Raw genomic sequence first — 16974 nt, forward strand, 5'->3', positions numbered from 1 at the left:
ACCCGGCGGGCCGATCGCCCTCACGCCCGGCGTGCGGTGCCTCACGGCGGGCGCTCGAAATAGGGCGCCTATTCCGCCGGTCCCGCCGCTCCCGCCGGAAGTGCGATAGTGCGCGGAGGGAAAGTCGGCACCCTTTTTCGTGATAAGCTCTTGAGGAATTGTCTGGACGCCGCGACTAAAAGGGGAATGGCGTGAACACCGAGAAGGTTACGGCTCGACGTCTTACGGCTGATGAGATTTCAGGCTTGGGTCCCCAGGACGCCATCTTCGTCTCGGCGGGAACGAGTGGCCTTCCTCTCGACTGCTACGCCCCGGCTCTCCTCACGGGGCCGGGCAAGAACTTCGAGGGTGGGTCCTTCGCCGCGAGGACGGTCTTCGGCGAGGAGATCCACGTCCTCGCGGACGACCCGGACGAGCCCGGCATCTGGATCGCCGACAAGGCGGGCCAGGAGATCGAGGTGCTGCAGAGCGCCGGCGTCCTCCTGAACCTCGCCCTCTTCGTGCCCGCGGGCGGAGCCGCCTCCCTGGAGTCGCTCTACTCCGCCGCGCGGGAGGCCTTCGGCGCGGGAGTGGTCCAGCGCTGGAGCGAGGAAGTCGTCGAGGTGCCCGACGTGAAGGTCGACCTGTACGAGGAGCCGGCGCGGGCGCGCAAGAACTCCAACGCCCAGAACCGCGACCGCCGCGCCCTGGACATCTACCCGACCCGCGTGCGCTTCCTGGAGCCCAGCGAGGGCTGGAAGTTCGTGGTCGAGCCGCACCAGGAGATCGTCGACGACACCCCGACGATCTGAGCCCGGCGCCACGGCGGTCGCCGTGGCCCGTTTCTCGCCGGAGCGCCCGGCCGGTTCCTTCCGGCCGGGCGTTCTGCATGCGTACGGCTCCGCGGCGGTGGGGTCGGTGCGTTCCCGCACGTCGCGGAACCTCTGCGTTTGTCCCTGACCTCCCGCAGGTTTGTCCGCGCTCGGTAACCGGGGGAGCCCGCGGGGCCGTTCGCATGTCCTGATGGGTGCGCACGGCATCGGTGGAGACGGCAAAAGGGGCGGGCGGACATGGCGAAGCACAAGGGCAGAGCGTGGCAAGGCCGCCTCCTCGCGGCGGCTCTCGGCGTCACGGCGCTGGCCGCCGCCACCTCGGTGTGGACCGCGCAGGCCGACTCCACCGGGGAACGCGAGCCGCAGGCGCGCGCCTCGGCGCCCGCCATCCGGCCCGTCGCGGTGGACATCGCGCACGCCTCGGACCAGGGTGCGCGGGGCGTCAACATCACCATCGACGACGGCCCCGACCCGGTCTGGACGCCGCAGGTGCTCCAACTTCTCCGGGAGCACGGGGTGAAGGCCACGTTCTGCATGGTGGGCACCCAGGCCCGGGCGTATCCGGACCTGGTCAAGGCCGTGGTGGCCGACGGACACCGGCTGTGCGACCACACCATCTCGCACGACACCGCCATGGACACCAAGTCCGAGAGCTACCAGTCCCAGCAGATCCTGGACGCGGAACGCATGATCACCGAGGCGTCCGGCGGCGTCCGGCCCCAGTACTACCGCGCCCCGGGCGGCGCGTTCACCCCGTACAGCCGCCAACTGGCGGCTTCGCGCGGGATGCGGCCGCTCGGCTGGAACGTCGACACCAAGGACTTCGAGCAGCCCGGCGTGGACGCCATGGTCGCCACCGTGCAGCGCGAGATCGCGGACGGCCCGACCGTCCTCTTCCACGACGCCGGCGGAGACCGTTCCCAGACCGTCGCCGCCTTGCGGGAGGTCCTCCCCTGGCTGAAGGAGCAGGGGTACGCCTTCGGGTTCCCGGTACGGTGACGGGCCTTCGCGGGCCTTCGCGGGCCTTCGACGCCGGTGATGCGGCGAGAGGCCCCGCCCGCCGCGCCCGGGGGCCGGGGCGGAGGGCGAGGGCAGAGGCCAGCTTGCGGGGCGTCCACCGGGTGCTCGGACTGCATCCAGGATCGCCCGGGCCGCCTCCGGGTCCTTCCGGGACCCTCCGGGGGCGGCAGGCCTACGCACCGCACTCCGGCCGACGGATCAGCGCAGTCCGGCGAAGAGATCGTCTTCGGGGAGGGGCGCACCGGTGGCGTCCTTGACCCGTAGGAACGTCTCGACCCCCATCCACTCGCGGAACCTCTCCTTGCCCATCTTGAGGAAGAAGATGTTCTCGCCCTGACTGGCGTGCGCGGCCAGCGCGTCGAACTTCTGGTCGCTGAACGCGGTGGCGTCGACCCAGGTGGAGATCTGGTCGTCGGGCAGGCCGATCTCGGCCATCGCCGCTTCCTCGGCGGGATCCGGCGCGGGAGCGTCCTCCTGGAACTCCTGCATGGTCTCGCCGAACCGCCGCATCATCGAGCGGGGCATCGTCGTCCAGTACACCTTGGGCGTCAGCCCGGTCATCTCCAGCGCCGCCATCGTGATGCGGTGGGCCTGGATGTGGTCGGGGTGGCCGTAGAAGCCGTTCTCGTCGTACGTGATGACGACGTCGGGCTCGTACCGCCGCATGAGCTCCGCGAGCCGTGCGGCGCCCTCCTCGACGGGGGTCCCCCAGAACGATCCGGGGGCGTCGTTGGTCGGCCAGCCCACCATCCCGGAGTCGGCGTAGTCCAGCGTCTCCAGGTCGCTGATCTTCAGGACGTCGCAGCTTGCCGCGAGTTCCCGCCGGCGCATCGCGGCGACGGCCGCGGGATCGTGTCCGGGCTCACCCGGTTTGACACCCCCGGGCCCGTCACCGCACCCGCCGTCCGTACAGGTCACCAGAACCGTGCGGACGCCTTCCGCCGCGTACCGCGCGAGGACCCCTCCGGTTCCGGTGGCCTCGTCGTCGGGGTGGGCGTGTACCGCCATGAGCGTCAAGGGCCGGTCGGTCATGAAAACGTCCTCCTGCAGTGCTGCTTCTCGGTCCGGACACGCGGGCGCGGTGGCCCGCGAGCCGGCCGCTGGGTACTCGCCGGTCGGGCGGACCCGGGCGACTCGTCACCTGCCTGCACTCCGGCCTGCGCGAGCCTGCCCGGTACGAAGCCGGTCCCGGGCCGACGGTCTCTGGCCAGCGGTCCAGTGTCTCCGGTTCGTCGCTCCGGCTCCGGATTCGGGACCCGGTCTCCGGTCATGGTCTCCGGGTGCAACCGCGCCGACCGCACCTGGTGTTCCCGGTCGAGCCACTGCTCTTGACCGCTGTTGTCCGCTCCGAAGGGCACGGATGGGGCACGGTCGCTGAGGTCTGAGCAGCCTGATGTGCATCCTGCTGAGCACCCGGTCTCTAGGCAGCCATCAGTCTTCGTGTGGAGCTTCCAGTTCCTGGAGTCGTCCGCGGATGTCGTCCGCCGATGTCGTCGGCCCGTGCGTGTGCCCACTGCCGTAGCCCGGTGATTGCTTGCTCGTCGAGGCCGTAGGCGGCGAATTCTGTGTCGTCGATCCAGTCGGATCCGCCCAGTCGGGCTTGCAACTCGCTCAGCTCGAAGGAGTCGCGTGCATGGCGCCGCCCGAGCCCTTCGAGTTCGACATGGCTCCAGCGGTTCGCAGCCGCCTGCACGTCGATCAGTTCTCTGGCGAGTCTGCGGTCGGCGAGTGTGCGGACCTTGGTCCCGACGACATCATCGAGGGACAGCACCAAGCCGTGCTCTGTGTGTACGGGTGGCCGCCAGAGTGCTTCCTTGAGGATGTCGTCGACCTCGTGCCTTCACGGCTGACGGGATCGGTGACGATCAGGCGTGCGGAGAGTGGGTCTGTTTCCAGAGCGTTGACCTGCCACCCGCGTTGTTCCAGGCCGGCGCGCACGGCAGCAGCGATGTCCTCCATGCGAGCGATCGGGGTTCTCAGTCGCGACGTCGAGGTCTTGGCTGAGCCGGTCGACCAGGCCGTGTGCCTGAACCGCGTAGCCGCCGGTAAGCGCCAGAAGGTATGCACCGCCTACGGCGAGCACATCTGCAAGCAAGCGACGGTGCAGGTCCGTGAGGTTCACGCAGCGGCCCGGGCGCTGGGAGCCAACTCGTCGAAGGAGCGTTCCCAGACTTCACGAACATCACGGCTGATCAGTGTGCGCAGTGTGGGCCACAAGCTGAGGAGGAGGCCGCGATTGAGATATCGGACCAGATCATCGTGCTGGCCCTCGGCCAGGACGATGCGGTAGTAGCTCATCCGCAGCCGGGGCTGGTCGAGGCCGAATGTGGTCAGTCCCGACCACGCCAGGTGAAGCGGCAGGCTTACTGTGCCGTGCTCGGGGCCGACAAGCTCGGACAGCGCTGCGGGCACACGCCGGGCGAACTTGTCACGGCGAAGATCGGAAAGACTGGGCCGTGATGCCACTCCTCGATTATCCAGGGAGAGGCCACCGGGCCGACCGGACGGTGACAAGGTGCGGCATACAAAGAGCCCCCGGCCGCTGGCTTGGGGCTTTTCATGGAGCGGGCGACGAGAATCGAACTCGCGCTCTGAGCTTGGGAATCAACGGTTCTCAAGTTGTTGCAGGGGCTCTGACCTGCGGTTTCGGGTTGGGCAGGTGGATGGCTCCCGGTCTCTGGGAGCCGCATCTGACCGCTGTTGTCCGCTCTGAAGGGCACGGATGGGGCACGCCGACGGCAGGTCAACAACCTGAGGTGACGTGCCGAAGCGGTGGCAGGAAGCGGAAGCCTCCCGTGGCGCAGACGCCGCGGTGACGCAGGCGTCAGGCCCAGAAGGCTTCGGTGACGACGATCTGTGGGTCGGCGTGGCGGCGCATGAAGGTGTAGATGAGCCAGCCGCGTCCGCCGGCAAGGTCCACGATGTGGGGGCCGCCGGGGTTCGTGGAAGCCAGTGGCCGGACGGTCATCCAATGCGGGAGCGAGACGTCGGCGTCGATTCCCCGGAAGTACGGATCTTCAGCGGTGATCAGTTCCGCACGAACACTCATGACCAGGTCACTGCCTTCGGCAGGCATGCTTTCGAAGTCGTGTTGTGCCTGCTTCGTCCAGTCCATCTGCCAGGGTGGCCGGAGTGGTTCGTCGATCACTCTCCGGGCTTCCTCTCGGCGGCTTCGTGCCGCAGACGGCTGTACTCCTCCAGGAGCCGGATGGACTCCTCGGGGTCGTCGGACTTGGCTGCGCGGGCTTCGAGGTCGCGAAGGTGCGAGTCGAGAACGGGATTTCGCGCGATGGCGTACTGCGTCCACCACAGGCGCATGAAGGCAGGCACGGGGGTGATGCTGAAGGCGTCACCAATGACGCGCTTCCAGTGGGCCTCGAAGTCCGGGAGGAGGTGCGGGGCGTGTTCCTGAATGGCCAACCTGAGTGCCTGCGGAGTGCGTTCGGGCATGGGCGGCAACCGCGGGGGTTCCCCCTCGTACCCATCGAAGTGGAGTGCATGGGCGGGCATGGTTCGGGCTCCTTGACGTGAAGGGTGGGTCAGGCCGCCTCGTGCCGGTCCTCGTGCGACTGGTGCCGACGGCTCATCTCCTCGAACCACTCGGCCGGCACCAGGTAGGCGACAGTCTTCCCCTTGCGGGTGATGGCGGCGGCCTCACCGGCGATCCGGGTCCGGTCCAGGATCTCGCCCATCCCCTTGCGCAGGTCGATGGTTGTGTAGGTCTTCGTCTCCATGCGCTGAAGCATATAACAACTATGCTAGTTGATATACCTGCTGGAGAGGTGCTGGCGGCTCGTAGGGGCTGACGGGCGCACTGGGTGGTAAACGCCGACCCGACCGATTTTCGTTGGAGCCCGCCAATGCCAGGTGGCGCCGGTGGAGGGACCGCCCCGCTTGCTCTTACGTAGCGCGGCCACGCCCAAGGTTACGGAGGAGCGAAGGGGCGCACCGCCAATGAGGGGGGCGCACCGGAGTGCGTACCGGCGCGTCCACTGCCACCCGTGATCACCGAGGACTCAGCCGCTTTTCGCAGGTGGGCGGCATCGCCGCAGATGTTGGGCTGATCGGATGGAAGTCTTGTCGGTCTCGGCAAGTGTCCGGTGGCGTGCTGGCTGCGTTGTCCAGGTATGAACAAGCAAGCGCGCTCCGGCGCAGCGGCCTCCGCTCAGCAGATCGCTACTGAGGCACGGACCGCATTGCTCCGCAGTGATTTCGTCGGAGCGTCAGCCCTCGTCGACGTCGCTCACGTCTACGCCCTCATCGCCTCCGGACAGCCGGTCGGTGCCGAGCGTGCGGACCCGGCACCTGTCGTGGCCCGCGTTCCCGCCCCGCCCGTGCCTGTGGACTTCCCAGCGCCTCAGCTCGCCCTGCGCATGGACACGGGCGCAGCGAGTGGCGAGCAGTTCGACGGATCGACCTCGGAGGCCCTGGTCGATGAGTCCGGGGAGGTCTCTGTACCGAGAGACCCGAATACAGGAGTTCCCACCCTTCTGGTCCGCGCCCATGAGGCCATCGTTCGTGCCGGCGGCAAGATGTACAGCGCCGACCTGGCGGCTCATCTGGGCATGGACACGCAGAAGCTCGGGACCGTGCTCACCAAACTTCTTCGCGAAGTGGGGGTCTCCCGCCCTGGGAACGGCATGGTCAGTATCGCCCGTGGCAAGCCATTTCGTACGGGCTTCATCGCCGACACACTTGCTACGGGGATCGCGGCGTACCGGGTCCGAGCCACCTCGGCTGCCGCATGAGACGTGGGGCCGACGCCGTCGTAGCCGTGGTCGCAGGTGCGATGCTCCTGACCGGGTGTGGTCGGGAGGCGGCCCCACCCGGGCACGCGGCACGGCTGTTGAAGGCCGCCAGCGCGACCAAGTTCCGGATCACCTGTGCCAAGGATCGCTGGGAGTCAACCAAGGCGTGACGCCCTCAGCGAAGCCCTGAGACAGCTTTCAGCGGATGGCTCACGCCCACCGGACGTGAGCCATCCTTCTCTCAACACGCGGCGGGCACGCCACCCTCAAAAGGTCGAGCCGACAAGAAAGGCCCCGGTCGTCGACCGGGGCCTTTATCAAAGAGCGGGTGACGAGAATCGAACTCGCGCTCTGAGCTTGGGAATCAGCGGTTCTTGGACCGGCACAGTCGTCCTGACCTGCATGTTTGCTCGGTTCGACCAAGGTTCGTGTGGTACATGGATGCCGCTCTTGACCGCTGTTGTTCGCTCCAAAGGGCACGGGTGGGGCACGAACGGCGGGTACTTGCGCATGTCTGCCGCAGTGCACGCTGATGGGCATGTGCCGGTGCTCGCTTACGCTCGTGACCGATGGGGCAGTCCTCCGCGGAGAACTCCGCGACCGCTGCGTCCGCCACTCCCTCGAGGTCCGGGATGTACGGGCGGACGTCGGGCAGTGGTGTGCAGAAGGTGACGTTGGAGGTCAGTAGCGCCTCGTCGGTGTCGGCGGAGAACGAGACGTAGGACTTCACCGCTGTGTCGCCGAACTGCTCCTGTGCGGCATGCAGACAGGCGGCGACATAGGCCAGGCACCTCCGCACGAGGAGCGGTGCGCGTTCGTCCGTCGCAGTGGGCAGGTCGTAGTCCGTCATTCCCCTGCCGTTGACCGTGATTTCCTCCGCGAGCCGGTCGCACTACTCCGACAGGCTCTCAGGGAGGAGGTCGGTCAGCACCCGCCCGCCGGCGGGTGTCAAAGGCATCCTCGCTCCAGGACTTCACGGAACATAGGAGAGATTTCCTGGTCGCTCAGTCCTGCGGTGTCCGTCTTCTGCAGGAGCGCCCTCATTCGAGCATTGCTTCACATGTCCAGCCAAGGTGGTCATTTGAAACGAGTAGAAATTTCGAGCACCACGTACTCACGTTCATGACTGAGGGCGGTGATTCTCTGTGAGATTTCGGGTCACCGGTGCTGCAGGTGTTCGCGCGGACGCGCTGGGTGGATGATTTCTCAATGATTGGCCCATTCGACTTCCCAATATGCTTCGGCAAAGAATTCTTCCAGCTCTTCGCGGTTCTCTACCCAGTAATCTCCGCACCCATTGAGGAACTCCGAGTCCTCGGCAAGGAGGATCAGATAGCTGGGCGGGTCGTCAGGGAGTTCGTCGATCCTGACGAATTTCCCGAATTCGTCTCCTGCTGCAATCTTGCCGACCTTGCCAATTTTGATCATCTTTTGTTCTCCCGGGAGCGTCCCCTTGCGTGGTGGTGCAGTGAAATCTTACTCGATCAGGGGGACATGGTTGTTTACCGCCGACTTTTTGGCGCCGGGCTCGGGAAAAATCTCGAAGTGTACATGTGGGATGTCAGGCCAATGTTTTCCCTGTATGGAATCAGGATCCATGCGGAATTGTCGTAGTCCGTCTGCGCTGCGGAACACGCCGCGATTCACTCCCTTTTCCACGTAGTCATCACCCAAGAACCTGTGAGCGGCGTCCAGCGCCTCATCGGCTGTCATCGGATGCTCGCTCACGATGCTTCCATCACCTATGCGACCACGTGTTTCGTCCACCGCGGGATGCTCAGGCGGACAGGTCCCTGTGGGGGCCAGTCCCAGAGGGTCGCACCAGGTGTGTGGGTTGTGTACGTACGTCGATGGGTTAGGTGCCGGGGCCAGTCCTAGCGGGTCCGGTGTCAGGTAGCGGGCGGTCTCGGGGTCGTAAAGACGGTGGTAATTGTGGTGGAGGCCGGTTTCGGGGTCGTAGTACTGGCCGGGGAAACGGAGAGGTGTGTACGCGGTGCTGCGTCTGGACCAGCTGGTGGTGCCCCAGAGAGTGGTTCGGGTGTGCCAGGCCAAGGAACCCGTTTCGTCCACGAGTTCGGAGGGCGCGCCGATCAGGTTGGTGACGATGGCGAAGAAGCGTTCATCCACCGCGTGTTGGGAGGAATCGGCGGAGAGGATTCGCTCTGTCTGGGCCAGGGGGCCGAGTCCTTGGTGATCCCAGGTGAGGACGATGGGCCGGGGCAGCGCGGTCGCGATGGTGACTTGTTCGCAGAGGGTGGTGCCGTCCCACGTAAAGCGGGTTTCCTCGACCACGGTCTGGTGGTCGCCACCGAGGCGCTCCTTGGCGATCCGGCGGCCGAGCGGGTCGTAGCGGTACCGCCACCGGGTGCCGTCCGGGGTGGTTGCCGCGGTCATACGGTCTTCCGCGTCCCATTCGTAGCGCCAGGTGTCGGGCTTGCGGGAGAGCCTGGTCTTTTGGCGCAGGGTGGTCCGGCCGGCGGCGTCGTGCTCGTACCGCATGTTCCCAGCACGGGTGATGGTGGTGCCGGTGTACGAACGGGGGCCGGTGGCGTCGTGTCCCGGGTGGGAGGAGGGCCACGTGGCAACGGTCTGATTCCCGGCGGCGTCGTAGGCGTACGACTCGTTCCAGTTGGCGGCCGTGACCCGGGTGACGCGGCCCGCGCCGTCCAGGTCGAAGCGGTGGGCCCCGTTCAGGCTGTCGTCCAGGCCGGTGAGATACCCGTCGGCGCGGTAGGTGTAGGCGCGCGTGCTCAGCGTGGTGTGGTCGCGGCCGACGAGGTGCTGGGTGCTGAGGCGGCCCGCCACGTCCCGGGTGGAGGCGAGGGTGAGGGCGTTACCGAAGGAGCGTTCCCGTTCCCGGCCCGCAGAGTCGTGGGCGAAGGTGATGCGCCGTTCACCGGCGGTCAGTTCAGCGGGCCGACCCGCTGCGTCGTATCCGTACGTGGTGCGTCGGCCGGTGGGGGTGATCCGGCGGGTGCGCCGACCGAGGGCGTCGTACGCGTACGTGGTGGTACGGCCATCCGCAAGCTCCGTCTTCACACGCCCGGCCCGGTCGTACTGGTAGATCAGTTCGGCGTCGGGACCGCTCGCCTGTATCAGCCGTCCAGCCGGGTCGTAAGCGAAGGTGGTCACCCGACCGACGGCGTCTTTGCGAATCACGCGGCCGAGGGCATCGTGAGCGTAGGAGACGGTCTCCCCGAGAGGGGTGACGGAGGCGGTTATTCTTCCGGCCGCGTCGACGGCGTAACCGACGGTGCGATCGTCGAAGTCGGTCTCGGAGACCAACCGGCCGGCCCGGTCGTAGGCGTAGGTCCAGGTGAGTCCCTGTGGGTTGGTTACCCGGGTGAGGCGCAAGTCCGCGTCGTGTGTGAACTCGTACCGTGACCCGTCGGGATCGGTCCGGACCGCCAGCAGGTCGAAATGGGTGTACTCGAAATGGCTTGTTCCGCCGACGGCGTCGGTGTGGGTGAGCCGGTTGCCCTCACCGTCGTAGGTCCACGACTCCGTGGCGCCGTCCGGGCCGGTGCGCTCCACGAGTTCACCGTCGAGGGACCAGCGCAGGAGGGTGACCGCTCCCATTGGGTCGGTGACGCGGACGGGGCGACCCAACGGGTCCCGGTCGTAACGGGTGGTGCCACCGAGCGGGTCGATGATCTCCACGGGCAATCCGGCAGGGTCGCAGCGGACTCTGGTCACGTTGCCCAGTGCGTCGGTAACCGAGGTGACCCGGCCCGCCGCGTCGTAGGTGTAGCGGGTGGTGCTGCCACCTGGCTCGATGACCGCCGTGCAATTGCCGTGGGCGTCGAACTTTTGCAGGCGGTGGGACCCGTCCGGCTCCACGAGCTCGGTCACGAGCCCCAGCCGGTTCCGCGCGACGAGCAGACGGGTGCCGTCCGCCTGCGTGACCCTGGAGACTCTGCCCTCATTGTTGTAGGAGAAGGCGGTGGTGTGTCCTAGCTCGTCTGTGTGCGTCAGCCGGTTCCCGTCGGCGTCGAAGGTGTCGCGGTTGGTGTTGCCCAACGGGTCGGTGGTGGCCAGGACCCGGCACCTGCCGTCGACGAGATGACGTGTGGAGCGACCGTCGGCGGTGGTGAGAGTGGTGGTTCGGTTGCCTGTGGACGGATCGGGTTCGCCATGAGTCAGGGTGACTTGGAAGTGGCCCGCCTCACCGCCTTCCGCGATGACGCGGTCCTGGCCGTCGTAGGAGTAGCTGTACCGGCTGTTGTTGGAATCCGTCCACGCCGTCATTCGGCGACGGTCGTCGTAGGCGAAGGTGAGGGCGGCCCCCGAGGGCTTGGTGACGGTGGTGAGGTTGCCGTCCGTGTAGCCGTAGGCACGCAGCGGAAGAGCCGCCCTCCGATCGGCGGCCGTGGGCGCCGCTCCGCTCGCTGCAAGGGTGAGCAGCGCTAGTCCTGTCACCAGTCCATCAGCCAGCGTCAGCCCCAGGTGGTGGCCGGCCGAGTGGTCCAAGGCCCTGGGTGTGCCGTCCTCAGTGCGGTCGAAGGTGATGGTGTTGCCGTTGCGGTCACTTATCTGTCCGAGCCAGGCGTCACCGTCGCTCCCTGGCTCCGCCCCGTCCGGTGCGTCGAAATGGCGCACGAGTCCGTCGTGGAGGTCGGTGAGCGTGTAGTCGCCTTTCTCGTCGCGGCTGAGGACCCTGCGTGACGTGCCGGATTCCGGGCGGGTCGGTGAGCCGGGGACGGGGTGGGGGTAGGTGATCAGGAGGCCGTCGTCGGTGACGTGGACGACCCCGTTGGCGTCGATCTCCAGGCGCTCGTCGACGGTGGAGGCCCAGGAGGGGCCGAAGAACCGGCCGGCGGTGTAGCCCGACTCCGCACGGCGGGCGAAGGCGAGGGGCAGCACCCCGGGGAGCACCACATCGGTCTGCGGAAGGAACATGCGGCCCGACGCCAGATCGACCGGGTCGGTGCCTTTGGTGGTGCGCTCGCCGTCGGGCCGGTTGTGGGTGCCTTCCGGGGCGTCGTCCACCAGGCGACGGGCCTTGTTCGCGTCCTGTGCGAGGTCCGCGAGCTCTTTCGCGGTCCGGGCTCCCTTGACTCCGGCTCCGGCGCCGCCGGTGGCTGCGGTGAGGACCAGGTCGGGTATGAGCCGGCCGAATCCCTCGGCCGGGTCCTTCATGAAGCTGGTGACCATCTGTTTGCCCGCGCCCCAGGGGTCGTTGGCGACCTGGACCAGCCCGGCAGCGGTGTTGTTCAGCGAGAGGGCGTACTCGGCGGGGTGGGTGAGGTTGTACGGGTCCATCGGGTTGACGCTGCGCGCGAAGGTGAGGAGACCCGCCGTGCCCTTGGCGATCCCGCCGCCGAAGTGGGTCTTCATCACGTCGTACTCGGCCAGCCCGTCTGCGGCCTGCTCGGCGTACTTGGGCTTCTGCGGCGCGGCGTCCCGTGCGGCAGCCACCGCCGTACGAGCAACCTCCGCCGCCGTGTTGCGTTGCTTGCGTGCCTCCGTCAGCAGCCGCTGCGCCTCCTCCATGCGCGCCTTGCCGGGATCCCTGAACGCCCCGGGCTTCGGCGGCAACGTGGACGGATCGCGTTCGTCGGCGGGCATGGCGTTGTACTTGTCAGCGGCCCGGTTGTAGGTGTCGCAACTCTCCTTGTGGGCGTCCATCGCCTCCTCGGAAGCCTTGGTGCCCGCCTTCCATGTGTCGATCGCCGTCTGAGCCTGCCCCTGCGCCCACTCGACCGTCCCGGCGAACGACTCCAGGGCGCCTGCGGCCTTCTCGAAGGCGTCCGCGGCCTTGAACCACTTGGGCGGCTCGACGGAGACCGAAGCCCGGAACGCGTCCGCCGCCTGGCCCTTCAGGGCGGAGGAGTCCAGGCCCCTCATGCCGCCGCCGACCTTGTCGAAAGCGCCCTGAAGGTCCTTGAGGTGGGACGCGGTGGAGCGGAGCTCGGAGGGACTTCCGTAGATGAGTTTCGTCTTGTCCTCGGTCTGTCCGAGGTCCATCTCGTCGACCTCGGCGCCCATCCGGTTCGCCAGCGAACGTGACTGTTCGCGCACCCAGTCGGCGCCGGAGTCCCAGCCCACGTCCTGCAGTCGGTCGGCCGTCCAGTTCCCGGCGTCCTCGACCCGGTCGCCGACCCATTCCGTGCCGTCCTCGATGGCGTCCTCGACGACGTCCGGAGTCAGATCGCTGACGAAATCCCCGAGCCCCATGGATCAGTTCCCCCCACCGTCATGCTGCTGCCGTGCCCGTTCCTCGGGCGACGGCCCGAACGTCTCGTCCACCGACCGGTCGAAGGCTTCCTGATCGACGCCGAGCAAGTCGTTCATCATCTCGCTCTGCCGCCCGCCGTTCCCCTCGGTCAGCAGCGCCCGCCCGGTGTCCTTCCAGGTCTGTCCGGCCTCGTCCGCCGTCCGTTCGAACGACTCCCGGCTGTAGTCCGGGCTGAGGTAGTCCGGAGTGAGCACGTCGCCCCAGTCCTGCTTGACGATCTCGTCCTCGGACGCGTGCGGGTTGCCCACACCGGCATTGACCACGATCTTCAGAGTGCCCTGGACGTACTGGTCCTCCTCCCACACGATCCCGGCGGCCAGGCCCAGTTTCGCCGCGATGGCGTTCGCGTCCTGGACCAAGGCCCGGACTCCCCACTCCCACCGCTCGCAGAAGTCCTCGAAGTCCACCGACAAACCGTGATGGCCCGCCTCCATGCCGGTCATCGACAGGTCCGACAGTCCTTTGCCGAGCACCGCCCCCGTGCCGGTGCCGAACTCCTTCAGCTCCGCCACCGCCGCCCGCAGACCGCTGGTGATCTGCTGGACGCTGACCGGGTCTACGTTCAGATCCCCCGCACCGTCGCCGCTCATCGGCCCCGCCCCCCCTCCTCGGTCCGTGCACCCGGTACGGCTTCCGCCTCCTGGGCGTCGACGGCGACCGCGTCGGGCACGATCCCGGTCACCGGGGGGAAGAGCATCGAACCGTCCGGGTCGGCGATGTTCACCGCGACCCCGGCCGGCGCCCCCATCGCGGGAATGATCTCGTCCAGCAGCCGCGCGCCCCGCAGCTCGGCGAACTCCCACGACCGTCCGACAGAGCCTGCGTCGTCCGCGGTGCTGCGTGCCCGGGCAAACCGGGCCAGCGCCTCCTCGTCGGTGAACCCGCACACCCAGCGGATCCCGCCGAACTCCGCGGTCCACAGGCCGCCACCGTCCACCGGCACGAGCAACAACCCCCGCCGCAACTCACCCAGCATGGCCCGCGGATCTCCGATGCCGGCCCGCCGCTCGGCGATCCGATCCGCCAGTGCTGTCCCCTCAACCATCGAGCCCCCGTCCTCGTGCCACGGTCCACTGGTCCCGGTGCCGGCCCCCGGGTTCGAACACCGTAGGACACCACGCTCAGCATGAACCAGCGGTTCCGCGACGCCGTCGCCCCTTGCGGCATCCCGCCGACCGGCGCTGTGCGACGTGAGACGTCACCCGCGACCTCGCGTCAGCTCACTCGGTGAAGGCCTCTGGTGACCGCTTTTTACTGCTCCTACTGGCACGTTGTGGCACGGCCTCAGCTGGGCTGGTGTCGCGCTCTCGGGGCCATCATGGCAGTCGCCAACGTGGTGGGCGGTGGCTCGGCGGCATTTGACCACCGCAGCCGGCCGCACCTGTTCTCACCGCGATCGCGCCCACGAGTGGCGTCATAGCGTCCAATCGGGATGACGGTTGATCTGCCCTGCCCGGGCACTGAGATGGGACGTCAGAGGGGCCGTTGCCCTGTCAGGACCTGTTGAGTGCCTGCGGTGGCAGGGCGCCTGGGCGGCGATGCCGGGGATGCTCAATGTGGTGAACGAGCCGCCGCCGGTCAGGTCTTCGACCCGTGGGCACGCGGGTGGCTGGGGAGCGGGCCGCCGGACGGGTGGAGTGTGGCCAGGCTGGCGCCCACCAGAGACCGGACCAGTCGCCGGGCGCCGGTGGGAACGCTTGCGGTGGCGGGTTGACCGCGTTGAAGACGGCCTCCGCAGTCTGCTCGCCGTTGTCGTCCCGGGCCCTGAACTGCCCGTTGACCGGCTCGATCGAGCGGACGCCGGAAGTGACGGTGAGCTGACCGGAATCCAGGAGCCGCATCAGGACGGTCGCGTTCGCCGGAACCATGGGAGAGGCGCGCTGGTGACCATGCGCAGGTGGCGCAGGAGCCACACCCGGTCGGATTTGGGCAGTAGCCGCCACGCGTACGGGCCGACGCTGTGGGCCGCCTGCTGAGTACGCGGCAGCCGATCACTGACGAAGTCTTCGAAGTCCTCCCCCACATCCGCCAACTCCATGCGCACAAACCCGATGAGTTCGTCGAGCGCGACGGTCCCCCTTGCTTCGTACAAAACCGACACCTGTTCGGCGGTCACGTGCTGCGGGTGCCGGTCGTCCGGGCGCCGCCAGACATGCGGCAGCACTCCGCTGCGCGAGAGGAGTGTGAGGCGCCCCTGGTGTCCGCGCGCGGCGTGCGACACGACCACGTCGATGGCGGCGAGACCGCAGCCGATGACCGCCGCATCGGCTCTGGCCGGACTTGGCGCAGCGTGTCGGCCAGCGGATAGGGGTCGCCGTGGAAGCCCGGATTGCCGGCGAGACCCTACAGATCCGGGGGCGCCCCTCGCGGACGCACAGCGCCACGCGCGTGGCCTCGTAGGCCTGCGCGTTCTGACTGCGCAGCGCAAGACGGGCTCCGTGGCGGACGACGTCGGTCACGCGGGCGGCCACGACGCGCACGAGCCAACCCCGCTCGCTCAGGGCGGCCGTGGTCTTCTCGGCGGGCTGCGACAGATACTCGCCGTAGAGCGCGCGGGGGACCAGCGGCTGACCCAGCAGCTCGTCGATCTGGTCGGTGGCTCGTTCTCCCAGCCAGGCCGCGTAGTGGACCGCCACATTGGGGCGATCTTCTAAGGTCAGGGCCCCAACGTCGTGCTTTGCCGGGGACATCCACGACCAGCCCGACGCGCCGGAAGCCTGCGGGGGCCGTGATCACTCGCCCCAAATTGGCTCCAGCTCAAAGCCGCGAGAGAGGAGCGGTGCTGCGCGGCACCACCTTCGGCCGCAAGTGGCGCAGGGCCCGGGATAAGGTCGGGCTGCCCGACGGCTTCCGCTTCTACGACCTGCGGCACACGGGCAATACGCTCGCGGCCGACACCGGCGCCAGGCTCAAGGACCTCCTGGTTCGCGCAGGGCAGTCGTCCGAGCGCGCGCAATTGATCTATCAGCACTCCACCAAGGAGCACCAGCGCAGGCTCGCCGCCAACATCGATCTCGATGTGCGCCGTCAGCAGTTGGCCACGGCCTCGGGGAGTGGTGGCGCGACCATGCACCCCGCTGGTGCCGCGTCCGCCCGGACCCTCTGCCCCACGGGCTGCGCGGCGTTGACCGCTGAGGGCCTGCCCCACACCACGAGTGTGGGGCAGGCCACTTCGGAGGGACGGATGATTGCGGGACTCAGAGGAAGGGGTCTCGTCATCAGGAGCATCATTGGCGCAGGTCATCAAGGCCCTTATGGCACGCGAATGGCACGCCCCGGGAAACTGGTCTAGACAACAAGAAAGGCCCCGGTCAATAACCTGGGCCTTCGTCGTGGAGCGGGTGACGAGAATCGAACTCGCGCTCTGAGCTTGGGAAGCTCATGTTCTACCATTAAACTACACCCGCGCAGCGCGCCGATGATCGGCGGAGCATGCTCGCACACTGTACCCCAAGTCAGGACTCCGGCGTATCGCCGTGGGTCCTGATCGTGTTCCGGCGGCGGTTTCGCGGGCGCGGGCGGGATGGTGCGAGGAGTGACGCGGGTGTGGGCGGCGGGAGTTGAGGGCGTAGCGTGTGGGGCGGAGTGCCGCCTGGAGTGACGTCCTGTTCATCCCCTAATGTGGCTTTCTCGTCCACGGTTGGTTGGGGAAGGGACTTGATGCAGTCGATGGAGCGCACCGTCGTTCGTTGTGCCGAGGGCCATGTTTTCGCCACGTCGTCGTTTCCGATGCAGCAGCTCGGGGCCGGCCGGATCGGGCCCGGGCGGCTCATCCGGTGCCCGCGCTGCGCGCGGTTGCGGCAGGCGGTTCCCGTGGCTTTCGAGAAGCGGTAGCCGGTAGCCGGTGAGGTGAGGGCGCGGCCCGGTCGGCCGGGCCGCGCCGGAATCTCCCGGTTCGCGCTGTCCCCGCCTCGCCCGGTCCCCGTGTCCCCGGCCCTCGGGTCGCAGGCTGGCCAGTCCCTGGACCCCGCCCCCCGAGATCCTCCCGAGATCGCCGCCCGAGATCGCCCCGAGATCGGTGCCGGAGACCGTCTCAGGACCGCCCCGGGCCCCACGCGCCCCGTTTCGCCGATCACACCCCGCCCCTCTCCCGCACCCTCCTGTCCTGCCCCCGGCTCCCCGACAGCCCTGTGCGCAGGCCGCTTTCGGGGAGCTG

13 protein-coding genes, 1 tRNA gene and 3 pseudogenes are annotated in these 16974 nt (G+C 68.0%); 4 read left to right on the forward strand and 13 right to left on the reverse strand.

What is annotated here, in order from left to right; translation table 11 throughout:
- Positions 1 to 191 precede the first annotated feature (191 nt).
- Together Q0994_RS05970 and Q0994_RS05975 are read left to right on the forward strand one after the other, a co-directional pair.
- On the forward strand, positions 192 to 791 hold the full coding sequence (locus Q0994_RS05970; protein WP_299529954.1) for a hypothetical protein: 600 nt from the start codon (positions 192 to 194) through the stop codon (positions 789 to 791).
- 258 nt (positions 792 to 1049) lie between these two features.
- Positions 1050 to 1811, forward strand: a complete 762-nt coding sequence (locus Q0994_RS05975) for a polysaccharide deacetylase family protein (protein WP_299529956.1) — start codon at positions 1050 to 1052, stop codon at positions 1809 to 1811.
- A gap of 219 nt (positions 1812 to 2030) precedes the next feature.
- Here the strand turns inward: Q0994_RS05975 and Q0994_RS05980 are convergent, their stop codons facing one another.
- From Q0994_RS05980 to Q0994_RS06005, 6 genes and pseudogenes are all read right to left on the reverse strand, one after another.
- Positions 2031 to 2864, reverse strand: coding sequence for a PIG-L family deacetylase (locus tag Q0994_RS05980; RefSeq protein ID WP_299529958.1), 834 nt, complete (start codon positions 2862 to 2864; stop codon positions 2031 to 2033).
- Positions 2865 to 3252: 388 nt separating this feature from the next.
- Positions 3253 to 3954, reverse strand: a pseudogene (locus Q0994_RS05985) (nucleotidyl transferase AbiEii/AbiGii toxin family protein).
- Positions 3951 to 4298 carry a transcriptional regulator gene (locus Q0994_RS05990; protein ID WP_299529960.1) on the reverse strand — a complete coding sequence of 116 codons (348 nt, stop codon included), beginning with the start codon at positions 4296 to 4298 and terminating at the stop codon, positions 3951 to 3953. Before Q0994_RS05990 ends, Q0994_RS05985 begins: the two are co-directional and overlap by 4 nt.
- 358 nt (positions 4299 to 4656) lie before the next feature.
- Complete coding sequence (locus tag Q0994_RS05995; RefSeq protein WP_363325532.1) at positions 4657 to 4980, reverse strand: hypothetical protein; 324 nt, start codon at positions 4978 to 4980, stop codon at positions 4657 to 4659.
- A complete protein-coding gene (locus Q0994_RS06000; RefSeq protein WP_299529962.1) occupies positions 4977 to 5342 on the reverse strand; it encodes a hypothetical protein in 366 nt (121 codons plus the stop codon). The genes Q0994_RS05995 and Q0994_RS06000 overlap by 4 nt, the downstream gene beginning before the upstream one ends.
- A gap of 29 nt (positions 5343 to 5371) precedes the next feature.
- Entirely contained in the window at positions 5372 to 5566 is a 195-nt protein-coding gene (locus Q0994_RS06005) for a type II toxin-antitoxin system Phd/YefM family antitoxin (RefSeq protein ID WP_299529964.1), read from the reverse strand.
- Between the two features lie 393 nt (positions 5567 to 5959).
- Between Q0994_RS06005 and Q0994_RS06010 the strand changes: the two genes are divergently transcribed.
- Complete coding sequence (locus Q0994_RS06010) at positions 5960 to 6580, forward strand: hypothetical protein (protein ID WP_299529966.1); 621 nt, start codon at positions 5960 to 5962, stop codon at positions 6578 to 6580.
- A gap of 1206 nt (positions 6581 to 7786) precedes the next feature.
- Here Q0994_RS06010 and Q0994_RS06015 read toward each other — a convergent pair.
- The 6 genes and pseudogenes from Q0994_RS06015 to Q0994_RS34120 all read right to left on the reverse strand — a co-directional run.
- Complete coding sequence (locus tag Q0994_RS06015) at positions 7787 to 8008, reverse strand: hypothetical protein (RefSeq protein WP_299529968.1); 222 nt, start codon at positions 8006 to 8008, stop codon at positions 7787 to 7789.
- Positions 8009 to 8056: 48 nt separating this feature from the next.
- The gene (locus Q0994_RS06020) at positions 8057 to 12757 is read right to left on the reverse strand and encodes a putative T7SS-secreted protein (protein ID WP_299529970.1); all 4701 of its coding nucleotides are present in this window, start codon (positions 12755 to 12757) and stop codon (positions 8057 to 8059) included.
- 3 nt (positions 12758 to 12760) lie between these two features.
- Positions 12761 to 13408: a hypothetical protein gene (locus Q0994_RS06025; protein ID WP_299529972.1), complete on the reverse strand. Its 648-nt coding sequence runs from the start codon at positions 13406 to 13408 to the stop codon at positions 12761 to 12763.
- Positions 13405 to 13863 carry a hypothetical protein gene (locus Q0994_RS06030; RefSeq protein WP_299529973.1) on the reverse strand — a complete coding sequence of 153 codons (459 nt, stop codon included), beginning with the start codon at positions 13861 to 13863 and terminating at the stop codon, positions 13405 to 13407. The genes Q0994_RS06025 and Q0994_RS06030 overlap by 4 nt, the downstream gene beginning before the upstream one ends.
- 795 nt (positions 13864 to 14658) lie before the next feature.
- A complete protein-coding gene (locus Q0994_RS06035; RefSeq protein ID WP_299529975.1) occupies positions 14659 to 14934 on the reverse strand; it encodes a hypothetical protein in 276 nt (91 codons plus the stop codon).
- Between the two features lie 313 nt (positions 14935 to 15247).
- Positions 15248 to 15508: pseudogene (locus tag Q0994_RS34120) on the reverse strand (FAD/NAD(P)-binding protein); the annotation flags it as partial.
- Between the two features lie 77 nt (positions 15509 to 15585).
- Here Q0994_RS34120 and Q0994_RS06040 point away from each other — a divergent pair.
- Positions 15586 to 15852 (forward strand): annotated as a pseudogene (locus Q0994_RS06040) (site-specific integrase); the annotation flags it as partial.
- Between the two features lie 299 nt (positions 15853 to 16151).
- On the opposite strand, the gene Q0994_RS06045 reads toward Q0994_RS06040, so the two are convergent.
- Positions 16152 to 16225: transfer RNA gene (locus Q0994_RS06045), tRNA-Gly, on the reverse strand.
- Positions 16226 to 16974: the final 749 nt, after the last annotated feature.

Origin of the sequence: uncultured Streptomyces sp. (assembly GCF_947488945.1) — a bacterium.
Lineage (GTDB): Bacteria > Actinomycetota > Actinomycetes > Streptomycetales > Streptomycetaceae > Streptomyces.

Coding starts and splice junctions, on each gene's coding strand:
- Q0994_RS05980 (WP_299529958.1), bottom strand. CDS start 2,864: ATGACCGACCGGCCCTTGACGCTCATGGCGGTACACGCCCACCCCGAC.
- Q0994_RS06020 (WP_299529970.1), bottom strand. CDS start 12,757: ATGGGGCTCGGGGATTTCGTCAGCGATCTGACTCCGGACGTCGTCGAG.
- Q0994_RS06010 (WP_299529966.1), top strand. CDS start 5,960: ATGAACAAGCAAGCGCGCTCCGGCGCAGCGGCCTCCGCTCAGCAGATC.
- Q0994_RS06000 (WP_299529962.1), bottom strand. CDS start 5,342: ATGCCCGCCCATGCACTCCACTTCGATGGGTACGAGGGGGAACCCCCG.
- Q0994_RS05975 (WP_299529956.1), top strand. CDS start 1,050: ATGGCGAAGCACAAGGGCAGAGCGTGGCAAGGCCGCCTCCTCGCGGCG.
- Q0994_RS06015 (WP_299529968.1), bottom strand. CDS start 8,008: ATGATCAAAATTGGCAAGGTCGGCAAGATTGCAGCAGGAGACGAATTC.
- Q0994_RS06025 (WP_299529972.1), bottom strand. CDS start 13,408: ATGAGCGGCGACGGTGCGGGGGATCTGAACGTAGACCCGGTCAGCGTC.
- Q0994_RS06005 (WP_299529964.1), bottom strand. CDS start 5,566: ATGGAGACGAAGACCTACACAACCATCGACCTGCGCAAGGGGATGGGC.
- Q0994_RS06030 (WP_299529973.1), bottom strand. CDS start 13,863: ATGGTTGAGGGGACAGCACTGGCGGATCGGATCGCCGAGCGGCGGGCC.